Below are 4,733 nucleotides of genomic sequence, written 5' to 3' on the forward strand. Positions count from 1 at the left end.
CGCTTTTTAAAACTAAATGACTATATAAGCAGTAAAATCATTTTATACTCTTCGAAAATCTCTTCAAACCAGGTCAGCGTCCATCTGCAACCTCAAAACAGTATTTTGATCTGACTTCGTCAGTTCTATCCACAACCTCAAAACAGTGTTTTGAGCAGCCTGCGGCTAGCTTCCTAGTTTGCTCTTTGATTTTCATTGAGTATTAGAATAATTTTTCAAATTGAAGGACAGAGTAGATAGGGAGAGTCACAATGGTAGAATTGGGAATTTCAACATTTGGGGAAACAACGGAGCTTGAAGGGATTGGGCAAACTTACAGTCATGACGAACGCATTCGCCAGTTGCTAGCAGAGGTTGAACTGGCTGACAAGGTTGGTTTGGATGTGTATGGGATTGGTGAGCACCATCGAGAGGATTTTGCAGTATCAGCCCCAGAGATTGTCCTGGCAGCTGGGGCAGTCAATACCAAGAAAATCCGTTTGACCAGTGCAGTCAGCATTCTCTCGAGCATGGATCCGATTAGCTTATTCCAACAATATGCCACTATCGATGCTTTGTCAAATGGACGTGCGGAGATTATGGCTGGAAGGGGTTCTTTCACGGAATCATTTCCTCTGTTTGGCTATGATTTGAAAGACTACGAAGCCCTTTTTGATGAGAAATTAGACTTGCTCCAGTTAGTCAATGAAAAGACAAAGCTAGACTGGAAAGGTCGATTGACCCAAACGATTGCTGGTAAAGAAGTTTATCCTCGTCCAGTTCAGGACAAATTACCCTTGTGGATAGCGACAGGTGGTCATGTCGAATCAACAGTGAAGATTGCTCAGGCAGGCCTACCGATTGTCTATGCCATTATTGGTGGTAACCCTCGTTATTTTAAAAAGTTGATTCAGGCTTATCGTGAGATTGGGAGCGAAGCGGGTTATGCCAGTCAGGAACTAAAGGTTGGAGTTCATTCTTGGGGTTGGATTGCTGAGGATGGCGAGCAAGCGGTGAAAGATTATTTCCATCCGACCAAGCAAGTGGTGGATGCTATTTCCAAAGACCGTCCACACTGGCAAGAATTGCGTTATAAGCAATATTTGGAGCAGGTAGGATCAAATGGCGCCATGTTTGTGGGCAATCCAGATCAGGTGGCCGAAAAATTGATTCGCATGATAGAGGATTTAGATTTGGACCGCTTCATGTTGCACCTACCTCTTGGTTCTATGCCTCATGATCAGGTTCTGAGAGCTATTGAACTATTCGGAACACAAGTAGCACCCAAAGTCCGGGCTTACTTTGCCATGAAAGAGGCTTAATAAAAAATACTAATCAGGCTGATAAAAAATCTATATAACAACTATTTTAAAAAGCAATAAACAGAAAAAATCTCTGAAAAGCTAGTAAAATCAAGCTTTTCAGAGATTTTTTTCTCTATTGATATAAACAATCCCAATCAAGTCGATAGTCAATATATATTGGGAAAAGGTCAAAAGGAGTGGTAAGATGGTTTCAATCCAAATGGAAGGAGAGAAGTATGACAAGTAAAAGAGAGCTAGTTTTTAGAGCTATTCGAGGAGAAGAGGTGGAACGGGTTCCTGTTGGCTTTTGGTTTCATTTTGTAATACTGGAGGAAAAAGGACAAGGTTTAAATAATCCACGTATCTTTCAAAAAAGTGTAGAGGGACATCGGAAGTACGTTGAAAGAATCCATCCTGATTTTGTCAAAATGATGAGTGACGGATTTTTCATTTATCCAAGTAATGTCTACAGTCCTAAGGTTACAAGTCTTCAGGAGTTAGCTTCTATTGAGTCGATTGGTGAAAACCATCCTTGGATTCAGCAACAAGTAGAAGTGGTAGAGGCTATTCGAGCAACCTTCACTGAGGACATTGCATCATTTTACAATATTTTTTCTCCGATCTCCTATTTGAAAAGGTGGTTTCGTACAGAGACTTCTAGAGGTGATAAGGAGGTTTCAGATCTTTTTCTTGAAAATCCAGAGCTATTCAGGGATGTTTTAGACGTGATAGCTGAGGATATCGCTATCCTAACTAAAAAAATCATTCAGGATGGTGGAGCAGATGGAATCTATCTCAGTACACAAGAAATTCAGGATGAGCGCATCACAGCAGAATTGTATCAGACCTATATTGAGCCAAGTAACATAAAGGTTTTAGAAGCTGCCAATCAGGTAGGTGGGGTAAATATCCTGCATATCTGCGGTTTCCAAGGTGCCAGTAACAATGTGACTATTTTCAAAGATTATCCAGCCCAGGTTTTCAATTGGGCAACCCACCATGAAGCAGTCAGTTTACCTCAAGGTCAGGAGCTATTTCATGGCAAAGCGGTCTTGGGTGGTTTTGAAAATGGGAAGCAGAGCCTGCTTTATGGAGGTAGAAAGGCTGCACTACAAGAGGAAACCAAACGATTGTTGGCTGAAGCTGGGACTAGAGGAGTCCTTCTTGGAGCGGATTGCACGGTTCCAGATGACTTTGAATTAGAAAGATTGGACTGGATTCGTCAGGCTGCTATGTTAGAATAGGAGAGCCTTATGAAAAGAAAAAAGTGGCTATTGGTAGGGACGGCCCTCGGCTTTGTCATCTTACTTGCGATCAGTCTTACAAAGGGACTTGCTTGTAAGGAAGGGCCAAGATGTCATGGGATTCAGGATTTTCAGAAGAGAAGTCTTCCCTTTATTCAAACCAATGATATTGCCAGTGTTTTATTAGTTGAAAAAGAAAGAAATGGAAAATAGAGATGTCAGAAAAAAGAGACTGGGTTTTAAAAGCATTTAGAGGAGAAGTGGTTGGCCGTGTACCTGTAGGTTTTTGGCACCACTTTACATCAGAAGAGGAATGGTTAAAGGGATTTTCCAATCCTGTGATTATTGAAAAGAACATACAAGGTCACAAACGTTTTATCCGTGACCTACATCCAGACTTTATCAAGTTGATGAGTGATGGCTATTTTGCTTATCCAAATCCAGTTATTGCCAAAGGAAAGTCACTCCAAGAGCTGTCGGAGATTCAACCTCTGGGTGAAGATCATCTGTGGATTAGAGAGCAGGTAGAATTAGTGAAGAAGATTAAGCAGGAGTTTACGGAAGATATTGTTGCTATTTACAATATTTTTGCGCCTGTGACCTACCTCAAATGGTTACTTGGAGAAGTGTCTGGTGGAGATGATCTCATTGCAGACTTCTTAGTTCAAGATTCTCAGAAATTGAAAAAAGTACTTGATGTGATTGCGCAAGATATCGCTAGCTTGAGTCAAGCTATTATTAAAGATGCAGGAGTAGATGGTATTTATCTCAGTGTGCAAAGTATTCAGGATGCGCGTGTTTCTGCTGAAGCCTATCAGGAGATTATTGAGCCGAGTGAACTGACTGTTTTAAATGCGGCTAAGTCGGTTGGTGGGGTAAATATCCTTCATATCTGTGGCTATGAAGGAGCCCGAAACGATATTCATATCTTTGCCGACTATCCAGCTCATGTTTTTAACTGGGCAGTTGGTACAGAAGGGATTAGCCTAAAAGAAGGTCGTGAGATTTTCAAGGGTCGTGCTGTTCTGGGAGGATTTGAAAACGGTAAAGACGGCCTTCTCTATCGAGGCAGTAAGGAAGAAATTCAGGCTGAAACCAAACGATTGGTAGAAGAAACAGGGAAAGATGGCCTCATACTTGGAGCAGATTGTACCATTCCAAACGATATTGCAGTGGAGCGTATCCAGTGGGTGAGAGAAGCAGTAGCTAAATAAAGGAGAAGAATATGAGTAAGAAAACATGGATTGTTGGTGGAGTTGCGGTTGTGGCAGTGCTTGGAGCAACGATTATTGGTAGGACTTTGTCGGGAGCATCTGCTAAAGGTGCAGATGCAGCTTCGTCTGGACAAGTAACAACTTTAAAAGTTGCCCATACTCAAAACTATGTCCCTTATGATTTTATTGACGAAAAAGGGGAATCAGATGGTTATGAAGTCGCTGTTTTAAAGGCGGTGGATGAGAAATTAGCAGATTATAAATTTGAGTATACTGGAACTAGTGATGATGATCTCTTGATTGGACTTGAGTCTGGCAAGTACGATATTGGAACTAAAGGTGCTTGGTATACAGATGAACGGGCTAAGAAATTCATTATTCCATCTGAGCCAGTAGGAGCCAGCATTATTGGTTTTACTGTCAGAAAAGGAGATGAAGCTAAATATAAGAATATTGATGATTTCGCCAAAAATAAAGGAAAATTAGTACCCATCTCTCCTCAAAATGCCCAGTGGAATGTGATTAATAGCTATAATGACAAGCACAAGGATACACCAATTGAGTTGACAGCTGCTGAATCTTTCAAGGTGGCAGATGCTTATGCTTGGGTTTTAGAAGGACGTTATGATGCTTTCTTTGATATCAAGTTGTCTTTTGAAAAAGCGGTGACAACAGATGATGGTTCTTACCACCAATATGCGGACAAACTTAGCTGGTTCCCTTATAAAGGAATTCCAACCTATCCCTTGATTCACCGTGATGAAAAGGGTGAGAAGTTTGCTAAAGAGTATGAAAAAGCGATTAAAGAATTAAAAGAAGATGGAACTCTAGCTAAACTTTCTCAAAAATACTTCAAAGAAGATGTTTTTAGCTACGTTGATAGAGATTAGATGAGCAGTCAGGCGTGTTATACTCTTCGAAAATCTCTTCAAACCACGTCAACGTCGCCTTGCCGTAGGTATGGTTACTGACTTTGTCAGTTCTATCCACAA

General features: G+C 41.0%; 5 protein-coding genes. All 5 read left to right on the top strand.

Annotated elements, in window-relative coordinates:
• Positions 1 to 251: 251 nt before the first annotated feature.
• The 5 genes from HT701_RS05155 (at position 252) to HT701_RS05175 (ending at position 4,631) form a co-directional block, all read left to right on the top strand.
• Complete coding sequence (locus tag HT701_RS05155; RefSeq protein ID WP_119919899.1) at positions 252 to 1,301, top strand: LLM class flavin-dependent oxidoreductase; 1,050 nt, start codon at positions 252 to 254, stop codon at positions 1,299 to 1,301.
• Between the two features lie 218 nt (positions 1,302 to 1,519).
• The gene (locus tag HT701_RS05160; RefSeq protein ID WP_000202170.1) at positions 1,520 to 2,527 is read left to right on the top strand and encodes a uroporphyrinogen decarboxylase family protein; all 1,008 of its coding nucleotides are present in this window, start codon (positions 1,520 to 1,522) and stop codon (positions 2,525 to 2,527) included.
• 9 nt (positions 2,528 to 2,536) lie between these two features.
• A complete protein-coding gene (locus tag HT701_RS05165) occupies positions 2,537 to 2,740 on the top strand; it encodes a hypothetical protein (protein ID WP_000823549.1) in 204 nt (67 codons plus the stop codon).
• 2 nt (positions 2,741 to 2,742) lie between these two features.
• On the top strand, positions 2,743 to 3,741 hold the full coding sequence (locus HT701_RS05170) for a uroporphyrinogen decarboxylase family protein (protein ID WP_119919900.1): 999 nt from the start codon (positions 2,743 to 2,745) through the stop codon (positions 3,739 to 3,741).
• An 11-nt stretch (positions 3,742 to 3,752) separates the two neighbouring features.
• A complete protein-coding gene (locus HT701_RS05175) occupies positions 3,753 to 4,631 on the top strand; it encodes a transporter substrate-binding domain-containing protein (protein WP_172930341.1) in 879 nt (292 codons plus the stop codon).
• The last annotated feature ends 102 nt before the right edge of the window (positions 4,632 to 4,733 follow it).

Origin of the sequence: Streptococcus sp. 10824, from assembly GCF_013276595.1 — a bacterium.
GTDB lineage: Bacteria > Bacillota > Bacilli > Lactobacillales > Streptococcaceae > Streptococcus > Streptococcus pseudopneumoniae.